This is a genomic window from Nocardioides sp. FY1077, from assembly GCF_058681775.1.
The window spans coordinates 134169-157230 of the sequence record NZ_JBZWDB010000003.1 but is presented as its reverse complement, the minus strand read 5'-3'; the positions used below and the strand labels follow the sequence as shown (position 1 = coordinate 157230).

Genomic DNA, 23062 nt, shown 5'->3' with positions numbered 1-23062 from the left:
CGTGTCGGGGCGGCTCGAACACCTGTTCGGGATACAGTCGTGGCAGCGACGCGCAGTCGGCGTCCTCCACAGGTCCGGGCCGCTGGCCCACGGCTGTCGGCGGGGTCCTCTAGCGTCCAGCCAAGAGACGTTGCACCGACCACGCACCACATCCACACGACACCCGGGGTGCCCACACCCCGCACGGGACGGAGACATCATGGCTGATCGCGACAAGGCCCTCGACGTGGCCCTCGCCTCCATCGAGAAGCAGTTCGGCAAGGGCTCGGTGATGCGCCTCGGCGACGAGACCCGCGCGCCGCTGGAGGTCATCCCCACGGGCTCGATCGCCCTCGACGTCGCGCTGGGCCTCGGCGGCCTCCCGCGCGGTCGCGTGGTCGAGATCTACGGTCCGGAGTCCTCCGGAAAGACCACGGTCGCCCTCCACGCGGTGGCCAGCGCCCAGCGCGCCGGCGGCATCGTGGCGTTCATCGACGCCGAGCACGCCCTCGACCCCGACTACGCGAAGAACCTCGGCGTCGACACCGACGCCCTGCTGGTCTCCCAGCCCGACTCCGGTGAGCAGGCGCTCGAGATCGCCGACATGCTGATCCGCTCCGGGGCGCTCGACCTGATCGTCATCGACTCGGTGGCCGCGCTCGTGCCGCGCGCCGAGATCGAGGGCGAGATGGGCGACAGTCACGTCGGCCTGCAGGCCCGCCTGATGAGCCAGGCGCTGCGCAAGATGACCGGTGCGCTCAACAACTCCAAGACCACCGCCATCTTCATCAACCAGCTGCGCGAGAAGATCGGCGTCATGTTCGGCTCGCCGGAGACCACCACCGGTGGTCGTGCGCTGAAGTTCTACTCCTCGGTGCGCCTCGACGTGCGCCGCATCGAGACCCTCAAGGACGGCCAGGACATGGTCGGCAACCGTACCCGGGTCAAGGTCGTCAAGAACAAGGTCGCCCCGCCGTTCAAGCAGGCCGAGTTCGACATCATGTACGGCAAGGGCATCAGCCGCGAGGGCGGCCTGATCGACGTCGGGGTCGAGGCGGGCCTCGTCCGCAAGGCCGGCGCCTGGTACACCTACGAGGGCGACCAGCTGGGCCAGGGCAAGGAGAACGCGCGCACCTTCCTGCGCGACAACCCCGACCTGGCCAACGAGCTGGAGAAGAAGATCCTCGAGAAGCTGGGGGTCGGCCCGCAGGTCGACGCCCAGGCCGCCGAGCTGCCCGGTGACCCGATCGGCATCGACGACTTCTGATCGTGCCCGGCACTCCTGACCGCGACGCCGATCCCCGTCCTGCCCCGGCGTGGGCGGGGGTCGACGAGCCCTGGGCCGGTGACGTGTCGCTGGGCGTCGACGCCTGGACGCGTCGCGCTGGTGGCGGCGCGGCCGGCGCCTCGACCGACCCCGTCGACACGGCGAGTCCGCTCGGGGACGGCGACGACGCCGGGGACGTCGGCGACACCGCGGGTGGCTCGACGCGCGGTGGCCGCCGGGCGGGCGGCCGCTCCGGTGGTGCGGGTGCTCGTGGGTCCACCGCCCGTGGGTCCGGGGCCGGGCGTGAGCCCGGTGGTCGTGGCTCGCGCGGGGGCACGTTCGGCCAGCGGGGTCGTCGTGCGCCCGCGCCGCCCGACGACGAGGCCGTCGACCCGCACGCCGACCCCGAGTCGGTGGCACGCACCATCCTGCTCGAGCAGCTCACCGGCCGCGCCCGCAGCCGCCGCGAGCTCGGCGACAAGCTGGCCCAGCGCGACGTGCCGCCCGACGTCGCCGCCCGTCTCCTCGACCGGTTCGAGGAGGTCGGCCTCATCGACGACGAGGCCTTCGCCCGGCTGTGGGTCTCCACCCGGGGTGCCGGCGGGGGCGGCAGCAAGGCCCTGGCCCGCCGGGCCCTGAGCCAGGAGCTGCGCCACAAGGGCATCGCCGACGAGGTGGCTCGCACGGTCCTCGACGAGATCGACCCCGCCGACGAGGAGTCGGCCGCTGCCGAGCTGGTGCGGCGCAAGCTGCGCTCGGTCAGCCGCGTCGACGACGTCACCGCGACCCGGCGCCTGGTCGGCATGCTCGCTCGCAAGGGCTACCCGCCCGGGCTGTCCTACGCCGTGGTCAAGGCCGAGCTGGCCGCGTCCGGCCGTGATGACGACGCCGCTGACGACTATGACGGCGTCCCCGACCTCGAGTGAGAGGCCGCCCACGGGTGGCGGTCGGCGTCCGAGTGCCGGTGCCGAGGTCGACGCCCGCGGAGGGCACCGCCACAATGCTCGGGTGGCCGACGAGCGCGAGACCCTCACCTACGACCTGTTCGGCACCGCCGTGCGCGACCTGGCCCGCCAGGTCGTCGACGACGGCTACGAGCCCGACCTGGTCCTCGCCATCGCGCGTGGGGGCCTGGGCCTGGCGATGGGCCTGGGCTACGCCCTCGACGTGAAGAACCTGTCGGCGGTCAACGTCGAGTTCTACACCGGCGTCGACGCCCGCCTCGAGGTCCCGATCATGCTGCCGCCCACCCCGGCGGCGGTCGACCTGTCGGGGCTCAAGGTGCTGATCGCCGACGACGTCGCCGACAGTGGCCGCACGCTGGAGACGGTGCTGGCGTTCTGCGCCGACCACGTCGCCGAGGCGCGCTCGGCCGTGGTCTACGAGAAGCCGGCGACCGTCGTGCGCGCCGACTACGTCTGGCGGCGCACCGACAAGTGGATCAACTTCCCCTGGTCGACCGAGCCGCCGCTGGTGCGCCGCACGACGGTGGTGGACGCGTGATCGCCGCGGCGCTGCGCCTCCCCGCCGGTCCGGTCGACCTGCGCGCGATCCCCACCGACGCCACCCCCGGCGTGACCGGGGGCAAGAAGGAGGGCCAGGCCGCGCTGGCCGCCCTCGGTGGGCCGCTGGCCGAGCTGCAGGAGCGGCTGTTCGCCGAGCACACCACCGACCACCCCCGCAGCGTGCTGCTGGTGCTGCAGGGCATGGACACCTCCGGCAAGGGCGGGGTGGTGCGCCACACGCTGGGGCTGGTCGACCCGCAGGCCCTGCACATCACCTCGTTCAAGGCGCCGACCCCCGACGAGCTGGCCCACGACTTCCTGTGGCGCATCCGTCAGGCGCTGCCCGGCCCCGGGCTGATCGGGGTCTTCGACCGCTCCCACTACGAGGACGTGCTGATCGGGCGGGTGCGCGCGCTGGCCGACGACGCCGAGCTCGAGCGGCGCTACGACGCGATCAACGAGCTGGAGGCCGAGCTGCTCGCCCAGGGCACCACGGTGGTCAAGTGCATGCTGCACATCTCCGCGCAGACCCAGCACGAACGGCTGCTGGAGCGGCTCGACCGCCCCGACAAGCACTGGAAGTTCGCCCCCGGCGACATCGACGACCGGCGGCTGTGGCCGGCCTACCGCGCGGCCTACGAGCAGGCGCTGGAGCGCACCAACACCGAGGTGGCCCCCTGGTACGTCGTGCCGAGCGACCGCAAGTGGTACCGCAACCTGGCCGTGGGCGAGCTGCTCCACGACGCGCTGGCGCGCCTCGACCCGCAGTGGCCCGCCGCCACGTTCGACGTCGAGGAGCAGCGCCGACGGTTGCTGGAGGAGGAGCCCGTCGACCCCACCGGCGAGCCCGCGGCGGGGCCGGAGGGCACCGCGTGACCGGTCCGCTGCCCGTGGTGGCGGTGACGCGCTACGTCACGCCGCTGCGGGAGGGCGGGAGCCTGCCCGGCATCGTCGAGGCCGACGACCTCGGCACCTACGTGTGCAAGTTCCGCGGCGCGGGGCAGGGCGTGCGGGTGCTGGTCGCCGAGGTGGTGGTGGCCGCGCTGGCGCGGCGCCTGGGCCTGCGCACCCCGCGGCTGGTGGCGCTCGACCTCGACGCCGAGATCGCGCGCTACGAGGCCGACGAGGAGGTGCAGGACCTGCTGGTCGCCTCCGTGGGGCTCAACCTGGGCGTCGACTTCCTGCCCGGGTCGTTCGGGTTCGACGGGGAGGTCGCGACGCAGGGCGACGAGGCCGCGCGGGTGCTGTGGCTCGACGCGTTCTGCGCCAACGTCGACCGCAGCTGGCGCAACCCCAACCTGCTGGTCTGGCACGGCCGGCTGTGGGTCATCGACCACGGTGCGTCGCTGTACTTCCACCACGCCTGGCCCGGCGGCGTCGGCGACCCGGCCCGCTTCGCCGCCCAGCGCTGGAGCGTCGACGACCACGTCCTGGCCGCCCACGTCGACCGGCTCGCGGAGGTCGACGCCGAGGTGAGCGGCCTGCTCGACCGCGCCGTGTTCACCGAGGTGCTCGCCGAGGTGCCGGACGCCTGGCTCGACCCCGTGCCCGGCGCCGAGACGCCCGCGGCGCTGCGCGCGGCGTACGTCGACTTCCTCGACGCCCGGCTCGGCACCCGCCAGTGGCTGCCGGGTGCCGGCGGGGAGGCGGCGCGGTGACCCGCGTGGCCTACCAGTACGTCGTGCTGCGCTGCGTGCCGCGCGCCGACCGCGAGGAGTTCGTGAACGTCGGGGTGGTGCTCTACGCCCAAGCCGCCGACCACCTGGCGGTGGCGTGGCACTGCGACGACGACCGGCTGCGTGCGCTCGACCCCGGTCTCGACCTGCGCCACGTCGCCGACGCGCTGCGCTTCGTCGAGGCGGTCTGCGCCGGCGACGACCGCGCCGGTGCCGCGGCCCGCCACCCGGTCGGCCAGCGCTTCGGGTTCCTCAAGGCCCCCAAGAGCACCGTGCTGCAGCCCGGCCCGGTGCACGGCGGGCTCACCACCGACCCCGCGGCCGAGCTCGACCGGTTGCTGGCCCGCCTGGTCACCTGACCCGGCGGGCAGTGAATCCGCCGAGGGGTCAGACGGGGACGAGCTCGACGGCGCCGACGGCGTACCGGGCGAGCACGGTGCGGGCGACCTCGGGGTGGGCGCCGAGGGGCGCGCAGACCGCGATGGCGCCGGCCTCGAGGGCGAGCTCGGCCGACCGGTCGGTGGCCGCGCCGGGGGTGAGGAACAGCGAGGCCACCGCGATGTGACGGCGTCCCTCGCCGCGGAACGCGCGCACGGCCTCACCGGTGGCCGGCGGCGACAGCGCGGCGAAGGCCGCGGTGACCGGCAGCTTGTGGTGGGAGCCCCAGAGCCGGGCGAGGCGGGCGACGGCCTGGTTGGCCAGGGGGTCGGTGGAGCCCTCGGCGGCGAGCACCAGCGCGTCGAGCTCACGCACCCGCGAGCGGCTCAGCGCCTCGCGCATCCGCACGTCGAGCACCTCCAGGAAGCACGGCTCGAGGCCCAGCACGGCGGTGGCCCGCACACGCAGCCCCGGGTGGCGCTCGGCGACGGCGGCGACGGTGGCCGCGACCTCCGCCGCGGCGGCCGGCGACTCGGTGAGCAGCATCGGCACCACCACGACCTCCTCGTGGCCGCTGCGCACGAGCCGGTCGACCACGGTCTGCAGGGAGGGCTTGGCATGGTCGAGGTAGGCCCGCTCCACCTTGAGGTCGGGGCGCATGGAGCGCACCTCGGCGACCAGCGCGTCGACGGTGTCGGCGGCGCGCGGGTCGCGGCTCCCGTTGGCCAGGGTGATCAGTGCCGGAGCAGCCATCTCGTGGCCTCCTCTTCAGTGGGTCCGTGTGGTGCGAGCGGATCGTGCAGGTGGTGCGGTGCAGGTGGCGCGGGCCGAAGGTCAGGGGGCGGTCACACGTGGATGCCGCACTCGGTCTTGCCGGTGCCGGCCCAGCGGCCGCTGCGGGCGTCCTCGCCGGGGGCGACGCGGCGCGTGCAGGGCGCGCAGCCGATGGAGGGGTAGCCGTCGTAGACCAGCGGGTTGACCAGGATGCCGTTGTCGGCGATGTAGGCCTCGACCTGCTCGTCGCTCCACCGGGCGATGGGGGAGACCTTGACCTTGCCCTTCTTGGCGTCCCAGCCGATGACCGGCGCGATGACGCGGTTGCGGGTCTCAGCGCGGCGCAGACCGGTGGCCCAGGCGTCGTAGTCGTCCAGCGAGCGCGCCAGCGGCTCCACCTTGCGCAGCTTGCAGCACAGGTCGGGGTCGGTCTTGTACAGGTCCTTGCCGTACGTTGCGTCCTGCTCGGCCACGCTCTGCACCGGGGTGATGGTGAGCAGGTTGACCGGCATCGTCGCCTCGACGGCGTCGCGGGTGCCGATGGTCTCGATGAAGTGGTAGCCGGTGTCGAGGAAGACCACGTCGATGCCCGGGACCACCTTGGAGGCCAGGTGGGACAGCACGGCGTCGCCCATCGAGGACGTCACGGCGAACCGGTCGCCGAAGGTGGCGGCGGCCCACTCGATGATGTCCTCGGCCGGGGCCAGCTCGAGCTCGGCGCCCCAGTGCGAGACGAGGTCGCGCAGCTGCTCGGGCGAGCGGCCGGCGGTCTCGATGCCGCGGTTGTGGCGGGCGGTGGTGGTGGTGGCGCTCATGACGGTGCTCCCTGGCTCGTCGAGCCCGGCCGGACGAGGCCGAGCATCGACAGGGAGAAGGCCCGCAGGCACGACCTGCATTCCCAGGCGCCGTGTGGGGACGTCGTGGCGCCGTCGGCCGCGACCACCTCGTGGGGCCACAGGTCCTCGTCACCGCAGTAGGGGCAGTGGAACGGCACGCCCCGCTCGCTCACGGTGTCGCCCCCGCCACGGGGGCCAGGACCTTCTCGCCCTTGAGCAGCTCCTCGTCGGCGCGGCCGACCCAGGTGGCGAACGACTCCTCGCCGACGCGGTCGGCGAGGTAGTTGGTGACCAGGGCGGCGACGTAGTCACCGAGGCCGGCGCTGGTCACCTTGTGGGCGCGCAGCTTGCGACCGAAGGTGGCCTCGAGCCCGGTGGCACCACCGAGGTGCACCTGGAAGCCCTCGACCTGCTCGCCCTCGTGCATGACCAGCTGGCCCTTGAGGCCGATGTCGGCGACCTGGGTGCGGGCGCAGGCGTTGGGGCAGCCGTTGACGTTGACGGTGATCGGCACGTCGAGGTCGGGAAAGCGCCGCTCGAGCTCGTCGACGAGGTCGCGGGAGCGGTCCTTGGTGTCGACGATGGCCAGCTTGCAGAACTCGATGCCGGTGCAGGCCATCGTGTTGCGCCGCCAGCCCGAGGGCCGACCGGACAGGCCGATGGCGTCGAGGTCGTCGAGCAGCGCGTCGACCGCGGCCGGCTCCACGCCGATCAGCACGATCTTCTGGTACGGCGTGAGGCGGGCGCCCTGCACCCCGTGACGGTCCATCAGGTCGGCCAGCTGCACCAGGAGCGTGCCGGAGACGCGACCGGCGGTGGGGGCGATGCCGACGTAGCGGCGTCCGTCCTTCTGCTCGTGCACGCCGATGTGGTCGCGGTGGCCGACCGGCGAGGGCGGGGAGGGGCAGGAGACGAGCTCGCGGCCCAGGTACTCCTTCTCCATGACCTCGCGGAATCGCTCCACGCCCCAGTCGGCGACGAGGAACTTCAGCCGTGCGCGCGACCGCAGCCGGCGGTAGCCGTAGTCGCGGAAGATCGAGGCGACGGCCTCCCAGACGTCGGGCACCTCGTCGAGCGGCACCCACACGCCGAGGCGCTGGGCCAGCATCGGGTTGGTCGACAGCCCGCCGCCGACCCACACGTCGAAGCCGGGGCCGTGCTCGGGGTGGACGGTGCCGACGAACGACACGTCGTTGGTCTCCGGCGACACGTCGTGGGAGGGGTGCCCGGTCAGCGCGGTCTTGAACTTGCGCGGGAAGTTCGAGAACGCCGGGTCGCCGATGTAGCGGCGCTTGATCTCCTCCAGCGCGGAGGTGCCGTCGATGATCTCGTCGGCGGCGACGCCGGCGACCGGCGAGCCGAGGAACGGGCGGGGGGAGTCGCCGCAGGCCTCCAGCGTGCTGAGGCCGGCGTCCTCGAGGCGCTCCCAGATCGTCGGCACGTCCTCGACGCGGATCCAGTGGTACTGGATGTTCTCGCGGTCGGTGACGTCAGCGGTGTCGCGGGCGAAGTCGCGCCCGATGGTGCCGAGCGCCCGCACCGTCTGCGGCGGCAGCAGGGCGCCGTCGGAGCGCACGCGCATCATGAAGAACTCGTCGTCGAGCTCCTCCTCGGCCAGCGTCGCGGTCTTGCCGCCGTCGAAGCCCGGGGCGCGCTGGGTGTAGAGGCCCATCCAGCGGAAGCGACCGCGCAGGTCGGCGGGGTCGATCGAGGCGAAGCCGCGCTTGGAGTAGGTGTGCAGGATCCGGTCGCGGACGTTGAGGGGGTTGTCGTCCTTCTTCGTCTGCTCGTTCTTGTTCAGCGGCTCGCGGTAGCCGAGGGCCCACTGGCCCTCGCCCCGCTTGGGGCGGGGACGGGCGGTGCGGGCGGGTGCGTCAGTCATGGGGGAGTTCCTCGCGAGGGCTGTCTGCGTCGATGAGCGCGCGACTCTTCGCTGGTCGGAACCACGTCGTCGGGGTTCTGGTCGACCTCGGAAGACCGGCGCCCGCGGTCGGTGGTGCGGGCGGCGCGTCGTGTCGCCGGTGAGGCGCGACGCTGGTCAGTGAGGTCGACACATCGAGCTGCGGGTGCGCCCGAGGTCCACGTGGCGTCGGACCACGAGGAAGGCGGACGTCGCAGCGGAGATCATGTCAAGGAGTCTCAGTCCTCGGACCGTCCGCCGACAAGGCGAAATCCCATGATGTGGGACGCGTGTCCGCATGTTGGTACGCACCCCCGGAACGGCGGGCCGCGCGCCGTCCGGTGCGGCCCAAGTCACACGGCCGTGACGCGTCCGCGACCGTCCGGCGAGCCGGCCTCCGCGCGTACGCTGGTCATCATGACCGCCACGCCCGACCTGACCAGCAGCGTCTACTCCCAGGCCCTGGAGCTCATCGCCTCGGTCGAGCCGCGCATCGCCGAGGCCACCCGTCAGGAGCTGGCCGACCAGCGGGCGTCGCTGAAGCTGATCGCCAGCGAGAACTACGCCAGCCCGGCGGTGCTGATGACGATGGGCACCTGGTTCAGCGACAAGTACGCCGAGGGCACCGTCGGCCACCGCTTCTACGCTGGCTGCCAGAACGTCGACACCGTGGAGTCGCTGGCCGCCGAGCACGCCCGCGAGCTGTTCGGCGCCGAGTACGCCTACGTGCAGCCGCACTCCGGCATCGACGCCAACCTGGTGGCGTTCTGGTCGATCCTGGCCCACCGCGTGGAGTCGCCGGCCCTGGCCGAGCTCGGCGCGCGCAACGTCAACGACCTCACCGACGAGCAGTGGGAGACGCTGCGCCGTTCGCTGGGCGACCAGCGCCTGCTCGGCATGTCGCTCGACGCCGGCGGTCACCTCACCCACGGCTTCCGCCCCAACATCAGCGGCAAGATGTTCCACCAGCAGCAGTACGGCACCGACCCGGTCACCGGCCTGCTCGACTACGACGCGCTGGCCGCCAAGGCCCGCGAGTTCAAGCCGCTGGTGCTGGTCGCCGGGTACTCCGCCTACCCCCGCCGGGTGGACTTCGCCAAGGTCCGCGAGATCGCCGACGAGGTCGGCGCCACCCTGATGGTCGACATGGCCCACTTCGCCGGGCTCGTGGCCGGCAAGGTGTTCACCGGCGACGAGGACCCGGTCCCGCACGCCCACGTCGTCACCAGCACCACCCACAAGTCGCTGCGCGGCCCCCGCGGCGGCATCGTCCTGGCCACCGAGGAGTACGCCCCGTCGGTCGACCGCGGCTGCCCGATGGTGCTCGGTGGCCCGCTGTCGCACGTGATGGCCGCCAAGGCCGTCGCCTTCGCCGAGGCCCGCCAGGAGTCGTTCCGCACCTACGCCCAGCAGGTCGCCGACAACGCGAAGTCGCTGGCCGAGGGCTTCCTCACCCGCGGCGCCACCCTGGTCACCGGCGGCACCGACAACCACCTCGTGCTGCTCGACGTGTCGTCCTACGGCCTCACCGGCCGCCAGGCGGAGTCGGCGCTGCTCGACGCCGGCATCGTGACCAACCGCAACTCGGTGCCGGGCGACCCCAACGGCGCCTGGTACACCTCCGGCATCCGCCTCGGCACCCCGGCGCTCACCACCCGCGGCTTCGGCCACGACGAGTTCGACACCGTCGCCGAGCTGATCACCCACGTGCTCGCCAACACCCAGCCCGGCACCACCAAGGCCGGCGGCCCCTCCAAGGCGTCGTACGCCCTGGAGGCCGGCGTGGCCGACAAGGTCAAGGACGCCTCCGCCGAGATGCTCGACAAGCACCCGCTGTACCCCGGCCTCGAGCTGTCCTGACCTGCCCGCTGGTCGAGCGCCGGCGAGCGTCCCCGTTCGTTGGTCGAGCAGCGAGCGCCAGCGAGCGACCCCGTTCGTTGGTCGAGCAGCGAGCGCCAGCGAGCGTCGTCGAGACCCACCCACGCCGTACGTCGGCACGCACCTGGCACCCTGGCGGCATGCAGGAGACCACCCCGCCGAGCCCGACGTACCAGTGGGCCGTGCGCCACGACCCCGACGCGCTCGTCGTCCAGCTGCCCCCGGTGGCGGTGGACGACGGCGGCGCGGTGCGTGACGCGCTGCGCGGGTTGTTCCTGCGCCGCGGGTTCACCCCGGTCGACGACCCGGACCACGTCGGTCCCCGGGCGGCGAACGGCTGCCTGCTGCACCGCGTCGTCGACACCGAGGCCACGCTGGTGGTGCTGATCAGCGAGGCGGTGGGTGCCACGCGCATCCCCGTGCCGCACGGCGACCGGGCCTGGTCGGCGCGGGTGTTCGAGGCCGGTGAGGTCACCGTGCTGCTCACCGAGGCGGCCGTGGACCCCAGCGGCGGGCTCACCGTGGCCAGCCTGGCCGCCGACGTCGCTGCCGGCGGCGTGCACGCGGCGCGGGTGCCGGCCGGCACGCTGTGACCGCGCCCGCGCGTTCGGTGCCGACGGGGCCGACGACCCCCTAGGCTCCAGCGGTGCAGCAGCAGGAGCAGGCGGCGGTCGACGCAGAGGCGTTGCCGCCCACCCACACGCGGGTCGGCCGGGCCGGCCCCACCGCCAGCATCCGCGCGTGGCAGCTGTGGCGTCTCGCGGTCGTGCTCGGGTGGGTGGTCGTCCTCGGCTTCGTCGTCTCCACCGGCTCCCGGGAGTCGACGTGGGACGACTTGCGCCGCGACGTCGCCAGCGGCCAGGTCGACGAGGTCGACGTCGTCGGTGGCCTCGAAACGGGCAGTCGCGGCTCGGTGCCGGTGGAGCTCCGCTGGCGCGACGGCGTCGTCCGGCACACCGCGACGGTGGTCGAGCGCCCCTCGGCGGTCGTGGTGACGCGGCGGCCGAACCGCACGGTCGTCGTGCCCGACGTCGCTGCCCGGCTCCAGGCAGTCGACCCGGGCGTGACCGTCCGCCAGGTGTCCCGGCCTGCCGGGACCTGGGAGGGGTCGGCGACGGTCTACGGGTGGAGCGCCGCGGGGTGGACGTTCGGCGCCACGCTGATCTTGTGGGTCGCCACGCTGCTCCTCCTCGTCGGCTCGCCCGAGCCGCGGTGGGCCACCCGGTGGGCGTGGTTCTGGGTGTACGCCATGGTGCCGCTGGTCGGCCTGCTCGCCTACCTCGCGCTCGGCGGTCCGGCCCGGCGGGTCCCCGGTCGACCCGTCGACGGCCGGATGACCGGCGGCTGGGCGTTCCTGCTCGCGCTGGTGCTCGGGTCGGCCACCAGCGCGTTCGGGTAGCGGTCGGGGCTCAGCGCGCCCTGCGGTCGTGGAACCACCGCGCCAGCCGGAGGCCGAACCGGCGGCCCCGTGCCTCCGCGGCTGCGTTGCCGGTGTTTTTCAGTGCGATGTAAAGCCCGCCGACGACGGAGGAGCCGAGCCCGAGGACGACGTACGTGCCGGTGTCCAGCTGGCTCGGTGACCAGATCTGCCGCCCGACCCACACGGTGACGCAGATGAGCGTGCCGACCACGAACTTGGTCAGGAACGACCACGACCTCACAGACACCTCCTCGGGGTTCACTCGCCCTCGTCGGGCGCGCAGCTCGCTTCGTTGGTCGAGTAGCGAGCGCCAGCGAGCGTATCGAGACCCCGCAGTCCGGGGATGTCTCAGCCACAGCGGCGTGCCGGGGGTGGGGAGGGCAGGGCCGCGCCGGTGCTGCCGACCGGGGCTCACGTCCCCGACGCGACCAGCGAGTCGCCGAGCGGGGTGCGCCAGTAGAGCACCTCGCGCCCTGACCGTCGACGCAGCACGACGCCGGCCCGGAGCAGCACCCGCAGGTGCCCGCCCACCGACCCCAGGGGCAGCCCCGTGAGCGCCGCCAGCTGCGACGTGCTGCGCGGCACGTCGAGCAGCCCGAGGAGCGCGGCGCGGTTCGTCCCGACGAGGCCGGGGAGGCCTCCGGCGCCGGGAGCCCCGGTCGTGGCCAGTCGCCCGGCGAGCGGGTAGTAGAGCGCGTAGCGGTCGCCGCGCCAGCCCACCCACCTGCCGTCGGCGTGTGTCGGCACGAAGCGCAGCCGCGCGCCCAGTGGGAGGACGCGGGTGGGCAGGTCGAACCGGTTGATCCGCAGGTGCCCGTCGCCCACCCACTCCAGGTCCGGCCCGAGGTCGCGCAGGACCGCCGCCCAGCCGTGCCGGGACAGCTGCGCCGTGCGGGCGACGACGTCGGCCCGCAGCAGCCGCTGGCGGCGTGGCCAGTCGGTCTCCAGGGTGTGCGTCCAGAGCCACCGCAGCAGGTCGACCGCCACCTCACGCAGCCCGGGCTCCAGCAGCGACGGGTCGAGAGGTGCGCGAGTGGTGGCGCGCAGGTCGGCGCGCACGTCGTCGTCGGTGAGCCGCGCCAGGGCAGCGATCTCCTCGTCGAACGTCGGGTCGGGCGTCGCGGCGGGGTCGGCGAGGTAGTCCGCGATCCAGCCGGACGCTCGGGCGGAGGAGGTGCGGAAGCTGGCCCGCACCAGGTCGGCCCCGGTGGGGTGCGCCGAGAGCCACGACGCGAACGCCGCGCCGTGGGCGGCCCGGAACGCGCGCTGCTCGGGAGAGCGGGGGCTCGTGAGCCACCCCAGCGCCCCCACCACCTCGGCCTTGGGCGAGGTGCCGAAGCCACTGGTGGCCAGGACGTCGGCCGGCACCTGCCAGGTTCCCATGTTTCGCCTCCACGCGAAACGTTACCCGCCGTGGTGCGAGGCGGGCGAGGGTCGGCCGGTGAGGACCTACCGCGAGCTGTTCGCCGTCGCCGAGTTCCGGGTGCTGTTCGGCTCGACGTCGCTGCTGGTGGCGGCATCGTCGGTGGGCGGCCTGGCGCTCGGCACGCTGGTCTACGAGGAGACCGGCTCTCCGCTGCTCAGCGCGTTCGTGATGTTCGGCGGGCCGCTCGTGCGGATCACCTGCTCGTGGTTCGTGCTGTCGCTCGCCGACCTGTGGCGCCCCCGCACCGCCATCTCGGTCTCGGCCGGGGTGCAGGCGGCGTCGTTCGCCCTGCAGGCGCTGCCCGACCTGCCGCTGGCGGGCCGGTTGGTGCTGCTGGTGGTGCCCTGGGTGGTGCTGTCGGCCGTCGGGGGCGGCACTCCTGCCCTGGTGGCCGACATCCTGCCGCCGGGCGCCTTCGTCTTCGGCCGGGCCACCCTGAACGTCGCGGTGGGCGTGATGCAGGTGGTGGGGTACGGCGCCGGCGGGCTGCTCCTGCTGACGCTGACCACCACCGAGCTGTTCCTCGGCGCCGCGGTCGTGGCCCTGGCCGTGGTGGCGCTGGTGCGGCTCGGCCTGTCGGACCACCCGCCGCGGGCCTCCGGGAAGGCCGTGCCGCGCAGCCGCGCGGCCAACCGAGCCCTGCTCGGCTCCCCGGTGCTGCGCCCGGTCTACCTGTCGCTGTGGGTGCCGAACGGCCTGGTGGTCGGCTGCGAGGCGCTCGTCGTCCCGTACGCCGGCGAGCGGGCCGGCTTCCTCTTCGCGGCCACGGCCGTGGGGATGCTCGCCGGCGACGTGGTGATGGGCCGCTTCGTGCCGCCACGCCTGCGCGACCGCCTGGTGGAGCCGGCGCGGCTGCTGCTCGCCGTGCCGTGGCTGCTGTTCGTGCTGCAGCCCGGCCTCGTCGTCGCCTGCCTCCTGGCGGCGGTGGCCTCGGTCGGCTACTGCGCCAGCCTGCCGCTGCAGGAGCGGCTCGTCGTGCGCACCGCCCCGGACATCCGGGGTCACGTGCTGGGGCTGAACGGCCTGGGCATGATGGCGATGCAGGGCGTCGGCGCGCTGCTCGCCGGCGGCGTCGCCACGGCCCTCGGTGCGGATGCCCGCGCCGCCGGGCTGGCCATCGCCGTCATGGCCGCGGCCTCCGTCGTGGTGACCGTCGCCCTCACGCCCGGCCTGCGCCGCAGCCGGGCAGGTCGTGCGCCCGAGGTCGTCGGGATCGGCTCGTGAGCCGCCCGCGGCCCGCGGCGGCGAGCGCGGTGGCACGTCGACGCCCACCTGCGGAGGACCGTCAGTCGCCGGCCCTGCCCGACCCCGGCAGCGGGGGCAGCTCAGCACGCACCGAGCGGGCGAACCCACCGTCGACGTGCACGACGTAGGCCTCGTCGTCGTCGCGGGGCCCGATGAGGTCGGACCAGAACAGGTCGTCGTACTGACCGGATCGCACGAACTCGGCCCACTGCTGTGGCGTCACCACGACGGTGACCACGTCGTCACCGGTGTCGACCTCGAGCCGGTCGGGGGCGACCTGGGTGACCGTTCCCTCGCCGGCCAGGTCGCTGAGCAACCAGGCCCAGGACTCGGGGGGCCCCGTCACGGGCACCACCGGTACTCCAGCTCGGGGCGCCCGCCGCGGCCGTAGCGCGGGGCTCGCTCGGCGCGGCCGGTGTCGGCGAGGTGCTCGAGGTAGCGGCGCACGGTGACGCGGGAGGCGCCGACGAGGGCGGCGACCTCGGAGGCGGAGCGGGCGGCGCCGGCGTCGCGCAGGGCCGCGGTCACGTCGCGCAGCGTCTCGGCGCTCATGCCCTTCGGCACGCCGGCGCCCACCGCCGGGGCGCGCAGGTGGGCGAACATCGAGTCCACCTCGTCCTGGGCCATCTCGGGCGGCGAGGCGGCGACCTGCTCGCGGTAGGCGGCGTACTGCTCGAGCTTGGCGCGGAACGTGGCGAAGGTGAACGGCTTGAGCAGGTAGAGCACCACGCCCTGGGTGACCGCGTGGCGCACCACCTCGGCGTCGCGCGCGGAGGTGACCGCGATGACGTCGCACAGGTGACCCGCGGCCCGCACCCGCTGCAGCAGGCCGAGCCCGTGGCCGTCGGGCAGGTGGAGGTCGAGCAGCACCAGGTCGACGCTTCGACCCTGCTGGCGCTCCTGCTCGAGCAGCCGCGCCGCGTCGGCGGCCGAGCGGGCGGTGCCGGCCACGGCGAAGCCCGGCACGCGTGCGACGTACGCCGTGTGGGCCTCCGCGGCCCGCGCCTCGTCCTCCACCACCAGCACCCGCACCACCGGCGACCCGCTCACCGCGCACCCCCTGGAGCCGGCTCGGCGGCGACCGGCGCGACCGCCCGCAGCGTCACCACGAACTCCGCCCCGCCCAGCGGCGAGCGGCCCACGGCCACCTCGCCACCGCGGCGGCGCGCCACCTGCCCGACCAGCGCGAGACCCAGGCCGCGGCCGCCGTCGGCGCCGGCCTTGGTGGTCCAGCCCCGCTCGTGCACCCGCGCGGCGGAGGCGTCGTCGAGTCCGGGGCCGGAGTCGCCCACGCTGATCCGTACGTCGGCACCTGCGGCTGCCAGCCCCACCACCACCCGCCGCTGGGCGGCGCCGGCGACGGCGTCGAAGGCGTTGTCGACGAGGTTGCCGAGCACGGTGACCAGCTCGCGTGGCGCCACGGTGGTGCCGGCGGGCAGCCCGCCCTCGATGACCAGCTCGATGCCGCGCTCGACCGCCTCGGAGGTCTTGCCCAGCAGCAGCGCCGCCACCACGGGGTCGCCGGTGGCGCCGACGACCTGGTCGGCGAGCAGCTGGGCGACCTGCAGCTCCTCGGTGGCGAAGTCGACGGCCTCGTCGGGCCGGCCCATCTCGATCAGCGACACCACGGTGTGCAGCCGGTTGGCGGCCTCGTGGTTCTGCGAGCGCAGCGACTCCGTGAGCCCGCGCACGGCGTCGAGCTCGCCGGTGACCGCGCGCAGCTCGGTGTGGTCGCGCAGGGTGACCACGGCGCCGACGTCGCGCCCGTCCCAGGCGGCGGGCGCTGACGACACCAGCAGCAGCCGCTCGCCGGCGAGGTAGAGGTCGTCGGACTCCGCGGTGGGCGCCAGCGCGGCCGCGACCAGCCCGGGCGCCAGGCCGAGGTCGTGCACCGAACGGCCGACGACCGGGTCGGTGCGCGGGTCGGGGCCCTCGCCGGGGCCGGGCAGGCCGAGCAGGCGGCGCGCCTCGTCGTTGACCAGCTGCACCCGCCCCTCGGTGTCGATGAGCAGCAGCCCCTCCCGCACCGCGTGCAGCACCGCGGAGTAGTACTCGTACATCCGGGTGATCTCCTGCTCGCCGAGCCCGTGGGTCTGGCGCCGCAACCGCCGGCTGACCAGCCAGGCGCCCACCAGCCCCGCCGCCAGCACGGCCGCGGCCGCGAGCGCGACGAGCAGCAGGTCGCCGCGGAACGTCTCGTCGATCGCGCGCACGGTGATGCCCACCGACACCAGCGCCACCACGGCGCCTTCGTCGGTGACCACCGGCACCACTGCGCGCATCGAGGGCCCGAGGGTGCCGGTGTACTCCTGGGTGAACACCTCCCCGCGCGGCGCGCCGCCGAGGTCGCCGACGAACGGCTCGCCGATGCGCGCGGGGTCGGGGTGGCTGAAGCGGGTGCGGTCGAGGGCCATCACGGTCACGAAGTCGACGTCGGCGTCGCGGCGCACCTCCTCGGCGTAGGGCTGCGCCACCGCGCTGGGGTCGTCGCCCTGCACGGCCGCCACGATGGTGGGGGAGTCGGCGACCGCCTCGGCCACGCCGACGGCCCGCTCGGTGGCCGAGTCGCGCGCGTCGCGGCGGGCGTCGTACGCCGCGAGCGCCAGCGACGCCACGACCAGCACCACCACGACCGCGACCTGGAGCAGCAGCACCTGCCGGGCGACGGAGCCGTCGCGCCGCGACCCGCCCGTCCCACCCCGCCAGCGCCCCACCCGCGCATCATGCCCCACCGCGCCGACGACGGGACCGTCGTGAACTCAACGACCACAACGGTGACGGCCGTCACACGGAGTGCGACGGTGCTCACGCCGGGCAGCCCGCCCGCCGCAGACTCGGAGGTCACCATGAGCAGCACCACCCGCGCCGGGACGGGGCAGCAGGCTCCCCGCAGCCGCACCCACTACCTCTACCTCGCCGTCATCGTGGCCGTGCTGGCCGGCATCGCCGTCGGCTTCATCGCCCCCGACTTCGCGGTGAGGCTGAAGTTCCTCGGCGAGGCGTTCGTCGCGCTGATCAAGATGATGATCCAGCCGGTCATCTTCGTGACGATCGTGATCGGCGTCGGCTCCGTGGCCAGCGCGGCACGCGTCGGCAAGGTCGGCGGCCTGGCCCTCGGCTACTTCCTCACCATGTCGACGGTCGCCCTGGCCATCGGCCTGGTGGTCGGCAACATCCTCAAGCCCGGCGAGGGGCTCGACCTCGACGAGGAGACCGCCGCGCTGGGCCAGGAGACCGCGGGGGAGAAGGAGACCACCACCGACTTCATCCTCGGCATCATCCCCGACTCGCTGTTCTCGGCGCTGACCTCCGGCGAGGTGCTGCAGACCCTGCTGGTCGCCCTGCTCGTCGGGTTTGCCCTCCAGGCCATGGGCCGCAGCGGCCAGCCCGTGCTGCGCGTGTTCACCCACCTGCAGCGGCTGATCTTCCGGGTGCTGGCCATGGTGATGTGGGCCGCCCCGATCGGTGCCTTCGGCGCCATCGCCGGCGTGGTCGGCGAGACCGGCATCGACGCGCTGAAGAGCCTGGCGGTCATCATGATCGGCTTCTACATCACCTGCGCGCTGTTCGTCTTCGTCGTGCTCGGCACGCTGCTCAAGGTCGTCACCGGCGTCAACATCCTCAAGCTGTTCAAGTACCTCGGCCGCGAGTTCCTGCTGATCGTCTCCACGTCGTCGTCGGAGACCGCGCTGCCCCGCCTGATCGCCAAGATGGAGCACGCCGGCGTCGACAAGCCCACCGTCGGCGTCGTGGTGCCGACCGGTTACTCGTTCAACCTCGACGGCACCGCGATCTACCTGACGATGGCCTCGCTGTTCATCGCCGAGGCGCTGGGCGACCCGCTGTCGATCGGCGAGCAGATCTCGCTGCTGCTGTTCATGATCATCGCCTCCAAGGGCGCTGCGGGCGTCTCCGGCGCCGGCCTGGCGACGCTGGCCGGTGGCCTGTCGTCGCACCGCCCCGAGCTGCTCGACGGCGTCGGCCTGATCGTCGGCATCGACCGGTTCATGTCGGAGGCCCGTGCGGTCACCAACTTCGCCGGCAACTCGGTGGCCACCATCCTCATCGGCCACTGGACCGGCGGCCTCGACCGCGGCCAGCTCGACCGGGTGCTGGCCGGGGACGACCCGTTCGACGAGACCACCATGGTCGACGACCACGGCGAGGACGACGCCGAGCCGGTCGCCGCGGGCACGCACACCCCGGGCGACGCGCTGCCGGCCGAGAAGGTCTGAGCGCACCCACACCGGCACGAGGGCCCCACCGCAGCCGCGGTGGGGCCCTCGTCGTCGTACGCCGGGGCTCAGACCACCGGGGTCGTGCGCTCCACCACGGCGCGGTGGTCGCCGCCCTCGAGGGCGCCCAGCACCCCGTCGTACGACGCGCCGAGGCGGGAGGCGCAGAAGACGTCGGCCACCGCGGGGTCGCCGTGGCGCACCAGCAGCGAGCCCTGCAGCACCACCGCCATCCGCGCGGCCAGCCGGCGCGCTTGGCGCTCCATCGCGGCGGCGTCGCCCAGCAGCGTGCCGAGCAGCGCGAGCGTGGTCTCCACCGCGCGGTCGAGGCGGGCGTCGCCGCCGCGGGCCAGGCCGACCTCGGTGATCCACGCGTCGAGCGCCTCGGGCTCGCGGCCCAGCGCGCGCAGCACGTCGAGGGCGTTGACGTTGCCCGAGCCCTCCCACACCGAGTTCAGCGGCGCCTCGCGGTAGAGCAGGGGCATGCCCGACTCCTCCACGTAGCCGTTGCCGCCCAGGCACTCCAGCGCCTCGGCCACCATCATCGGGGTGCGCTTGCACACCCAGAACTTCGCCAGCGGCAGCGCCAGGCGGCGCAGCGCGGCCTCGTGGGGGTCGTCGCGGCGGTCGACGGCGGCCGCCAGCCGCATCGCCAGCACGGTCGCGGCCTCCGACTCCACGGCGAGGTCGGCCACCACGTTCTGCATGAGCGGCTTGTCGGCGAGCAGCCCGCCGAAGGCGGAGCGGTGGGCGACGTGCCACGACGCCTCGGAGACCGCGCGGCGCATCAGCGACGCCGAGCCCAGCACGCAGTCGAGGCGGGTGGCGGCGACCATCTCGATGATGGTGCGCACCCCGCGGCCCTCGTCGCCGAGGCGCACCGCCACGGTGCCGTCCATCTCGAGCTCGGAGGAGGCGTTGGAGCGGTTGCCGAGCTTGTCCTTGAGGCGCACGACGTCAAGGGGGTTGCGGGTGCCGTCGGGCAGCACCCGCGGCACCACGAAGCAGGTGACGCCGTCGGCGGCCTGGGCCAGCACCAGGAACACGTCGTTCATCGGGGCGGAGGTGAACCACTTGTGCCCGTGCAGCGTGTAGGTGCCGTCCTCGGCGGTGGGCCGGGCGCGGGTGACGTTGGCGCGCACGTCGGAGCCGCCCTGCTTCTCGGTCATCCCCATGCCGGCCAGCGCCCCGCGCTTCTGCGAGGCCGGGCGCAGGCCGGGGTCGTAGTCGCGGGAGGCCAGCAGCGGCGTCCACTCCTTCGCGAGGGCGTCGTCGGCGCGCAGGGCCGGCACGGCGGCGTACGTCATCGACACGGGGCAGCCGTGGCCGGGCTCGGTGTGCGACCACGCCATGAAGCCGGCGGCCCGACGTACGTGGGCGTGGGGGTCGTCCTGCTCCCACGGCGTCGCGGCGAGGCCGTGGCCCACCGCGCGGCCCATCAGCCAGTGCCAGCTGGGGTGGAACTCGACCTCGTCGACGCGGGTGCCGTAGCGGTCGTAGGGCACCAGCCGCGGGTGGTGCTCGTTGGCGAGCCGGCCGTGCTCTCGGGCCTCGGCGCTACCGGCCTCGCGACCCAGCGCGCGCAGGTCGTCGAGCACCTCGGGGCCGGCGTGGCGCACCACCGCCTCCGCCAGCGCGTGGTCGGCGGTGACGACGTCGTGGCCCACCAGCGGCGGCGCCTGGTTGGTGACGGTGCGCAGGTCGCCGCGACCGGGCGCGGGCTCGCCTCCGCGTGCGGGGGAGGGGGTCGACATGGCGTTACCGTACGACCCATGGCCACCTCCGCCCGGCACAGCGCGGTCGGGTCGGCCGTGGAGGCCTGGGGACGTCGCGCCGCCGCGACGTTCTGGCGGCTGCTGGTCACCACCGTGGGCTCGTGCCTGCGCTACCGGGTGACCGGGCTGGCCGCCGAGGCGGCGTTCTTCGCGGTGGTCTCGGTGCCGCCGCTGATCTTCGCGCTGGCCGGGGCCATCGGCTACGTCAGCGACCAGTTCTCCCCGGCGCAGGTCGAGGACGTGCGTCAGGCCATCCTCGACGTGGCGTCGCGCGCGCTCACCGAGGGCGCGGTCACCGACGTGGTCGCGCCCACGATCGACGACGTCCTGCGCGGCGGGCGCTTCGACGTGATCTCGCTGGGCTTCGTGCTGGCGCTGTGGTCGGGCTCCCGCGCGCTCAACGTCTTCGTCGACACCATCACGATCATGCACGGGCTCGGCGGCGAGCGGGGGATCGTGAAGACCCGCGCGCTGTCGTTCGTCCTCTACATCCTCGCGATGATCACCGGCGTCGTCTCGCTGCCGCTGGTGGTGGCGGGGCCCACGCTCGTGGGCCGCTGGCTGCCCAACCGCGCCGACGTCCTGATGGCGTTCTACTGGCCGGTGGTGCTGGTGCTGTGCATCTGCTTCCTGGCCACGCTCTACCACGTGTCGGTGCCGGTGCGGACGAGCTGGAGCTTCAACCTGCCCGGCGCCACGTTCTCGCTGGTGGCCTGGATCGGCGGGTCCTACCTGCTGCGCTGGGTGCTCACCGTGACCGCGTCCGACTCCCGCTCCGTCTACGGCCCGCTGGCCGCACCGATCGCGGTGCTGCTGTGGCTCTACCTGGTGGCGATCGCGGTGCTGATCGGGGCGGCGGTCAACGCCGCCTTCGACACGGTGTGGCCGCAGAAGACGACGTCGAGCGCCCGCCGCGAGCTGGTCGCGCGGCTGCGCCAGCGGATGAACCGGGAGCGCCCGCACGAGCTCGACGAGGGCGTCGACTAGATTCGCCCCGTGGCCGACCTCCCCGAGCCCGCCCCCGGCGGCAGACGCGGGATGGTCTCCCTCCCCGACCGTGCCCGAAGTCCCGTCTGGGAGCTCAGCCGGCGCCTGCTGATGGCGGCGGGCATCCTGGTCGGCACCGTGCTGCTGGTCTACTTCGACCGCTCCGGCTACCGCGACGGCAACGACCCCGCCTCGAACTACGCGGTCGACTTCAAGGACGCGATCTACTACACGACCGTCACCCTCAGCACGACCGGGTACGGCGACATCGCGCCGGTCTCCGACACCGCGCGCATGGTCAACGCCTTCATCATCACCCCGGCCCGCATCGCCTTCCTGGTGCTGCTGATCGGCACCACCCTCGAGGTCCTCGCCTCGCAGGGCCGCGAGCTGCTCCGGGTCTCCCGGTGGAGGAAGCACATGGACAAGCACGTCGTCGTCATCGGGTACGGCACCAAGGGCCGCAGCGCGGTCGACACCCTGATCAACAACGGCCTCGACCGCGAGGGCGTGGTGGTGGTGGACCCCAGCGCCCTGGCGCTGCAGGACGCCCACGCCGACGGCCTCGCCGTGGTCACCGGCGACGCCACCCGTCGCGAGGTGCTGCGCCGCGCCGGCGTCGCCCGCGCCGAGCAGGTCATCATCACCACCGACCGCGACGACTCCAACGTGCTGGCCACCCTCACCGTGCGCCAGCTCAACCCCGACGCCTGGATCGTGGCGGCGGTGCGCGAGCAGGAGAACGCGCCGCTGATGAAGCAGTCGGGCGCCGACTCGGTGATCACCTCCTCCGACGCCGTGGGCCGGCTGCTGGGGCTGTCGTCGATGTCGCCGACGCTGGGCTCGGTGATGGAGGACCTGCTCACCTACGGCGACGGCCTCGAGGTCGCCGAGCGCGACCTGCTCGTCGCGGAGGTCGGCAAGCAGCCGCAGACGCTGCCCGACCAGGTGATCGCGGTGGTGCGCGACGAGAAGGTCTACCGCTACTTCGACCCGGTGGTCACCCAGCTCGCCCGCGGCGACCGGCTCGTGGTCGTGCGCCCCGCCCGCGAGCTGCCCTGGGCGCCCCGCCCCGGCACCCACAACGAGGACTCCGCCTCCGACTGACCCCTCCTCGCCCGTCGAACACCTGTTCGAAGATGTGAGACGATGCGTCGGTGGTGTGGGGCAGGCCGGTCGGCGCGGACGCCGCCGGCGCGTGCCCGGCGCGGCACTGCTGGGTCGACGAGGCCGTCGACGACGAGGGCGTGCGCCGCCCCGGCCTCCTCGTCGAGTGGCGCCACGACGACGACGGCTGGCAGGGCCGGGTCGTCTACGCCGTCCGCGTGCGCCCCGACGAGTGGGGCCTGGTCGAGGAGTGGCTCCCCGGCCGCCTCCTCACCCCCCGCTGACCGCGTCTTTTCGTCGGTCGAGCGCCGCCCTTTCGTTGGTCGAGTAGGTCGCGCAGCGACCGTATCGAGACCCCCGCAGCCCGCGCTGGGACCTTATCGAGCGAGTCCCAGCGGAGGGTCGGGTGGTCTCGATACACCTCGTCGCTGGCGCTCCTCGGCACTCGACCACCGAGCCCGCTGGTCGGTGGTTGAGGAGGGAGCGCCAGCGACCGTCTCGAAACCACCCGGCTCCGCACGTCGTCGGCCAAGTAGGTCGCGCAGCGCCCGCCGGGTGTTCGTTGGTCGAGTAGGTCGCGCAGTGCCCGCCGGGTGTTCGTTGGTCGAGTAGGTCGCGCAGCGACCGTATCGAGACCCAGGCCCACCCCTTGCGCCGTTCTTGAGGATCCGCAG

At 73.7% G+C, this 23062-nt stretch carries 23 protein-coding genes; 14 read left to right on the top strand and 9 right to left on the bottom strand.

What is annotated here, in order from left to right:
• Nucleotides 1-199: 199 nt before the first annotated feature.
• The 6 genes from recA (at nucleotide 200) to AC4OR8_RS10280 (ending at nucleotide 4786) form a co-directional block, all read left to right on the top strand.
• Nucleotides 200-1246, top strand: coding sequence for a recombinase RecA (gene recA, locus AC4OR8_RS10305; protein WP_492165461.1), 1047 nt, complete (start codon nucleotides 200-202; stop codon nucleotides 1244-1246).
• A 2-nt stretch (nucleotides 1247-1248) separates the two neighbouring features.
• Nucleotides 1249-2172: a regulatory protein RecX gene (locus AC4OR8_RS10300; protein ID WP_492165460.1), complete on the top strand. Its 924-nt coding sequence runs from the start codon at nucleotides 1249-1251 to the stop codon at nucleotides 2170-2172.
• A gap of 82 nt (nucleotides 2173-2254) precedes the next feature.
• Nucleotides 2255-2749, top strand: a complete 495-nt coding sequence (locus AC4OR8_RS10295) for a phosphoribosyltransferase (RefSeq protein WP_492165459.1) — start codon at nucleotides 2255-2257, stop codon at nucleotides 2747-2749.
• Entirely contained in the window at nucleotides 2746-3627 is an 882-nt protein-coding gene (locus AC4OR8_RS10290) for a PPK2 family polyphosphate kinase (RefSeq protein WP_492165458.1), read from the top strand. Before AC4OR8_RS10295 ends, AC4OR8_RS10290 begins: the two co-directional genes overlap by 4 nt.
• Nucleotides 3624-4409 (top strand): HipA family kinase, encoded by a 786-nt coding sequence (locus AC4OR8_RS10285; protein ID WP_492165457.1) that lies wholly within the window; start codon nucleotides 3624-3626, stop codon nucleotides 4407-4409. Before AC4OR8_RS10290 ends, AC4OR8_RS10285 begins: the two co-directional genes overlap by 4 nt.
• The gene (locus AC4OR8_RS10280) at nucleotides 4406-4786 is read left to right on the top strand and encodes a DUF3037 domain-containing protein (RefSeq protein ID WP_492165456.1); all 381 of its coding nucleotides are present in this window, start codon (nucleotides 4406-4408) and stop codon (nucleotides 4784-4786) included. Before AC4OR8_RS10285 ends, AC4OR8_RS10280 begins: the two co-directional genes overlap by 4 nt.
• 28 nt (nucleotides 4787-4814) lie before the next feature.
• Here the strand turns inward: AC4OR8_RS10280 and AC4OR8_RS10275 are convergent, their stop codons facing one another.
• The 3 genes from AC4OR8_RS10275 to AC4OR8_RS10265 form a co-directional block, all read right to left on the bottom strand.
• Entirely contained in the window at nucleotides 4815-5558 is a 744-nt protein-coding gene (locus AC4OR8_RS10275) for a sirohydrochlorin chelatase (protein WP_492165455.1), read from the bottom strand.
• Nucleotides 5559-5650: 92 nt separating this feature from the next.
• On the bottom strand, nucleotides 5651-6394 hold the full coding sequence (locus AC4OR8_RS10270; protein WP_492165454.1) for a phosphoadenylyl-sulfate reductase: 744 nt from the start codon (nucleotides 6392-6394) through the stop codon (nucleotides 5651-5653).
• Nucleotides 6395-6584: 190 nt separating this feature from the next.
• The gene (locus AC4OR8_RS10265; protein ID WP_492165453.1) at nucleotides 6585-8297 is read right to left on the bottom strand and encodes a nitrite/sulfite reductase; all 1713 of its coding nucleotides are present in this window, start codon (nucleotides 8295-8297) and stop codon (nucleotides 6585-6587) included.
• A gap of 435 nt (nucleotides 8298-8732) precedes the next feature.
• Between AC4OR8_RS10265 and AC4OR8_RS10260 the strand changes: the two genes are divergently transcribed.
• From AC4OR8_RS10260 to AC4OR8_RS10250, 3 genes are all read left to right on the top strand, one after another.
• Nucleotides 8733-10175 carry a glycine hydroxymethyltransferase gene (locus AC4OR8_RS10260; RefSeq protein ID WP_492165452.1) on the top strand — a complete coding sequence of 481 codons (1443 nt, stop codon included), beginning with the start codon at nucleotides 8733-8735 and terminating at the stop codon, nucleotides 10173-10175.
• A 158-nt stretch (nucleotides 10176-10333) separates the two neighbouring features.
• A complete protein-coding gene (locus AC4OR8_RS10255) occupies nucleotides 10334-10786 on the top strand; it encodes a hypothetical protein (protein ID WP_492165451.1) in 453 nt (150 codons plus the stop codon).
• A gap of 53 nt (nucleotides 10787-10839) precedes the next feature.
• Complete coding sequence (locus AC4OR8_RS10250; RefSeq protein WP_492165450.1) at nucleotides 10840-11592, top strand: hypothetical protein; 753 nt, start codon at nucleotides 10840-10842, stop codon at nucleotides 11590-11592.
• 10 nt (nucleotides 11593-11602) lie between these two features.
• Here the strand turns inward: AC4OR8_RS10250 and AC4OR8_RS10245 are convergent, their stop codons facing one another.
• Entirely contained in the window at nucleotides 11603-11854 is a 252-nt protein-coding gene (locus AC4OR8_RS10245) for a hypothetical protein (RefSeq protein ID WP_492165449.1), read from the bottom strand.
• A 170-nt stretch (nucleotides 11855-12024) separates the two neighbouring features.
• Nucleotides 12025-12996 (bottom strand): ArsR/SmtB family transcription factor, encoded by a 972-nt coding sequence (locus tag AC4OR8_RS10240; RefSeq protein ID WP_492165448.1) that lies wholly within the window; start codon nucleotides 12994-12996, stop codon nucleotides 12025-12027.
• A gap of 58 nt (nucleotides 12997-13054) precedes the next feature.
• On the opposite strand from AC4OR8_RS10240, the gene AC4OR8_RS10235 reads away from it, so the two are divergent.
• Nucleotides 13055-14263, top strand: a complete 1209-nt coding sequence (locus AC4OR8_RS10235; protein WP_492165447.1) for an MFS transporter — start codon at nucleotides 13055-13057, stop codon at nucleotides 14261-14263.
• Nucleotides 14264-14324: 61 nt separating this feature from the next.
• On the opposite strand, the gene AC4OR8_RS10230 is transcribed toward AC4OR8_RS10235, so the two are convergent.
• The 3 genes from AC4OR8_RS10230 to AC4OR8_RS10220 are packed head-to-tail and all read right to left on the bottom strand — an operon-like array spanning nucleotide 14325 to nucleotide 16998.
• Nucleotides 14325-14630, bottom strand: a complete 306-nt coding sequence (locus AC4OR8_RS10230; RefSeq protein WP_492165446.1) for a hypothetical protein — start codon at nucleotides 14628-14630, stop codon at nucleotides 14325-14327.
• Nucleotides 14627-15334, bottom strand: coding sequence for a response regulator (locus AC4OR8_RS10225; protein WP_492165445.1), 708 nt, complete (start codon nucleotides 15332-15334; stop codon nucleotides 14627-14629). Before AC4OR8_RS10225 ends, AC4OR8_RS10230 begins: the two co-directional genes overlap by 4 nt.
• Complete coding sequence (locus AC4OR8_RS10220) at nucleotides 15331-16998, bottom strand: sensor histidine kinase (RefSeq protein ID WP_492165444.1); 1668 nt, start codon at nucleotides 16996-16998, stop codon at nucleotides 15331-15333. The genes AC4OR8_RS10225 and AC4OR8_RS10220 overlap by 4 nt, the downstream gene beginning before the upstream one ends.
• A gap of 132 nt (nucleotides 16999-17130) precedes the next feature.
• On the opposite strand from AC4OR8_RS10220, the gene AC4OR8_RS10215 reads away from it, so the two are divergent.
• The gene (locus AC4OR8_RS10215; RefSeq protein ID WP_492165443.1) at nucleotides 17131-18519 is read left to right on the top strand and encodes a cation:dicarboxylate symporter family transporter; all 1389 of its coding nucleotides are present in this window, start codon (nucleotides 17131-17133) and stop codon (nucleotides 18517-18519) included.
• A 68-nt stretch (nucleotides 18520-18587) separates the two neighbouring features.
• Here the strand turns inward: AC4OR8_RS10215 and AC4OR8_RS10210 are convergent, their stop codons facing one another.
• Nucleotides 18588-20273: an acyl-CoA dehydrogenase family protein gene (locus tag AC4OR8_RS10210; RefSeq protein ID WP_492165442.1), complete on the bottom strand. Its 1686-nt coding sequence runs from the start codon at nucleotides 20271-20273 to the stop codon at nucleotides 18588-18590.
• A gap of 18 nt (nucleotides 20274-20291) precedes the next feature.
• Here AC4OR8_RS10210 and AC4OR8_RS10205 point away from each other — a divergent pair, with 18 nt between their 5' ends.
• The 3 genes from AC4OR8_RS10205 to AC4OR8_RS10195 are packed head-to-tail and all read left to right on the top strand — an operon-like array spanning nucleotide 20292 to nucleotide 22672.
• On the top strand, nucleotides 20292-21281 hold the full coding sequence (locus AC4OR8_RS10205; RefSeq protein WP_492165441.1) for a YihY/virulence factor BrkB family protein: 990 nt from the start codon (nucleotides 20292-20294) through the stop codon (nucleotides 21279-21281).
• 51 nt (nucleotides 21282-21332) lie between these two features.
• Nucleotides 21333-22388 carry a potassium channel family protein gene (locus AC4OR8_RS10200; protein WP_492166408.1) on the top strand — a complete coding sequence of 352 codons (1056 nt, stop codon included), beginning with the start codon at nucleotides 21333-21335 and terminating at the stop codon, nucleotides 22386-22388.
• Nucleotides 22389-22438: 50 nt separating this feature from the next.
• Nucleotides 22439-22672 (top strand): hypothetical protein, encoded by a 234-nt coding sequence (locus tag AC4OR8_RS10195; RefSeq protein ID WP_492165440.1) that lies wholly within the window; start codon nucleotides 22439-22441, stop codon nucleotides 22670-22672.
• Nucleotides 22673-23062: the final 390 nt, after the last annotated feature.